A 2068-nucleotide genomic window follows, 5' to 3' on the forward strand; every position below is an offset into this window, starting at 1 on the left:
CCTTCAGTACCGGCCCGACACCCTCGACGGCTTCATAGCCGGCACTCGCTTGACCCTCGACGAGCCAGCGCCACCCTGACGAGCCGAAGTCAGTACTGGGGTGCGGGCGCCCCTATGAGCGAGACACCTCCGCCGGTTCGGCACCGGTGGTGTGGTGGATGACGTTGGCCGTCAGCCGGCGCAGCAGGCTCTGCGCGGTTGTGAACTCCTCGGCGGTCAGGCCCATGGCGTCTCCGATGGCGAGGGGGACGGCGCGGATGTGGTGGCTGAGTGCGGTTCCCTGCGGGGTGAGGGCCACCTCCACCACGCGTTCGTCGTCGGCTCGCCGCTGTCGCTTGAGGAGTCCGTTCGTCTCCAGGCGTTTGATCAGCGGCGTGACGGTGCCGTAGTCCAGCTGCAGGGCGGCCACCAGATCTTTGACGGATGCGGTGCCGTGCTGCCAGAGCACGACCATCACCAGGTACTGGGGGTAGGTCAGTCCCAGTTCGTCCAGCAGGGGCCGGTAGGCGCTGGTCACGGCCCTGGAGGCCGCGTACAGGGTGAAGCAGAAGTGGTCCTCCAGGGGCAACGGGGCCCCACTGGGACCACCGGGCGTGGATGCGCGGGTGCCGTCGTCGCTCACGGTTGCTCTCCCCTTCTCTGGCCCTTGGGCCCTGGGCGCCGGACCGTCATCGGAAACGCTGTGTTGTATCCCCCACGAACCCCAGTGTATCGCTGACGAGTGTCTCGTAAGCAATTACCTTGTACGCGAGGGAATAGTGCACTACGTTTCCCTGTGCCGCCCCGAGCAGGGCGGCCGCAACCACCGGGATGACCGGTGACCAGCGCTGCTTCAGAAGGAGAGTCAGATGAACCTCAAGACCGTCCTCCGCACCCGCACGTCCAAGTCCGCTGCCGTACTCGGCGCTGTCGCCAGCGTGGCGGCACTGTCCCTGGCCGCCACCACGGCGGGTGCGGCGGGTGCCACGGACGCCACGGCCGGGCACCGCCCGTCGGCGCAGAAGCCCACGGTGGTGCTGGTACACGGCGCGTTCGCGGACTCATCCAGCTGGAACGGGGTCATCAAGCGTCTGGAGCGGGACGGTTATCCGGTCGTCGCCCCGGCCAACCCGCTGCGCGGCCTGGCCAGTGACGCCGACTACGTCCACAGCGTGCTCAAGAACGTCAAGGGACCCATCGTACTGGCGGGCCACTCCTACGGCGGCGCCGTGATCAGCCAGGCCGCCGCCGACAGCCCGAACGTCAAGGCGCTGGTCTACATCGCCGCCTTCATCCCCGAGGTGGGCGAAAGCGCACTGGAACTGTCGAACAAGTTCCCCGGCAGCACCCTGGGCCCGACCCTCAACTCCGTGTCGTTCCCGCTGCCCGACGGCGGCACCGGCACCGACCTCTACATCAAGACCGACAAGTTCCACGACCAGTTCGCCGCCGACGTTCCCGAGCCGGTCACCGACCTGATGGCCGCCACCCAGCGCCCCGTCGCCGCCTCCGCCCTGGAAGAGAAGGCCACCGAGGCCGCCTGGAACACCATCCCCTCCTTCAGCCTGGTCGCCACCCAGGACTACAACATCCCGCCGGCCGCGCAGCACTTCATGGCCGACCGGGCCCACGCCCACACCGTCGAGGTCAAGGCCTCCCACGCCGTCTCGGTATCCCAGCCGGGTGCCGTCACCCGCCTGATCGAACAGGCCGCGCACGCCAGCGTCCGCTGACGTCCGATCACCCCCACCGGCCCGGCGACGCGTGACCGCCGGGCGGCCTCCTCCTGGATCAGAATCGGCGCTGCAGAGCACATGGACACGGCTGCGCGACTCCGGCGCAGCCGATTTCGGCTACCAGGGCGAGGTCGCCCACCGGATGCGGTGAGGCACTGGCCGGGCGCAACATCCGCAAGCCCGACGAAATCGCTACTGCCTCGCCTCTTCCTCTTGACCCAGCACCCGAGGCTCTTCGCCCCGTGGGCAAGGACGCCACTAGTAGGACTCCGTTAGGTCTGTCGATCGGTCCTGTCTGGGGCATGTTGGAGGTGTGGACGCACACGAAGTGAACCGGGCTCGGGCGAAGTTGG

At 68.3% G+C, this 2068-nt stretch carries 2 protein-coding genes; one reads left to right on the top strand and one right to left on the bottom strand.

Features of this window, described 5'->3' with window-relative positions:
• Window positions 1-112: 112 nt before the first annotated feature.
• Window positions 113-622: a MarR family winged helix-turn-helix transcriptional regulator gene (locus ACIRU3_RS47695; protein WP_404070747.1), complete on the bottom strand. Its 510-nt coding sequence runs from the start codon at window positions 620-622 to the stop codon at window positions 113-115.
• 226 nt (window positions 623-848) lie between these two features.
• Here ACIRU3_RS47695 and ACIRU3_RS47700 point away from each other — a divergent pair, with 226 nt between their 5' ends.
• Entirely contained in the window at window positions 849-1712 is an 864-nt protein-coding gene (locus tag ACIRU3_RS47700) for an alpha/beta fold hydrolase (RefSeq protein WP_404070750.1), read from the top strand.
• Window positions 1713-2068: the final 356 nt, after the last annotated feature.

This window comes from Streptomyces sp. NPDC101151 (genome assembly GCF_044768335.1).
Classification (GTDB): Bacteria; Actinomycetota; Actinomycetes; order Streptomycetales; family Streptomycetaceae; genus Streptomyces.

Excerpts from the sequence above, each read along its gene's own strand:
- ACIRU3_RS47700 (WP_404070750.1), top strand. The coding sequence starts at position 849 with ATGAACCTCAAGACCGTCCTCCGCACCCGCACGTCCAAGTCCGCTGCC.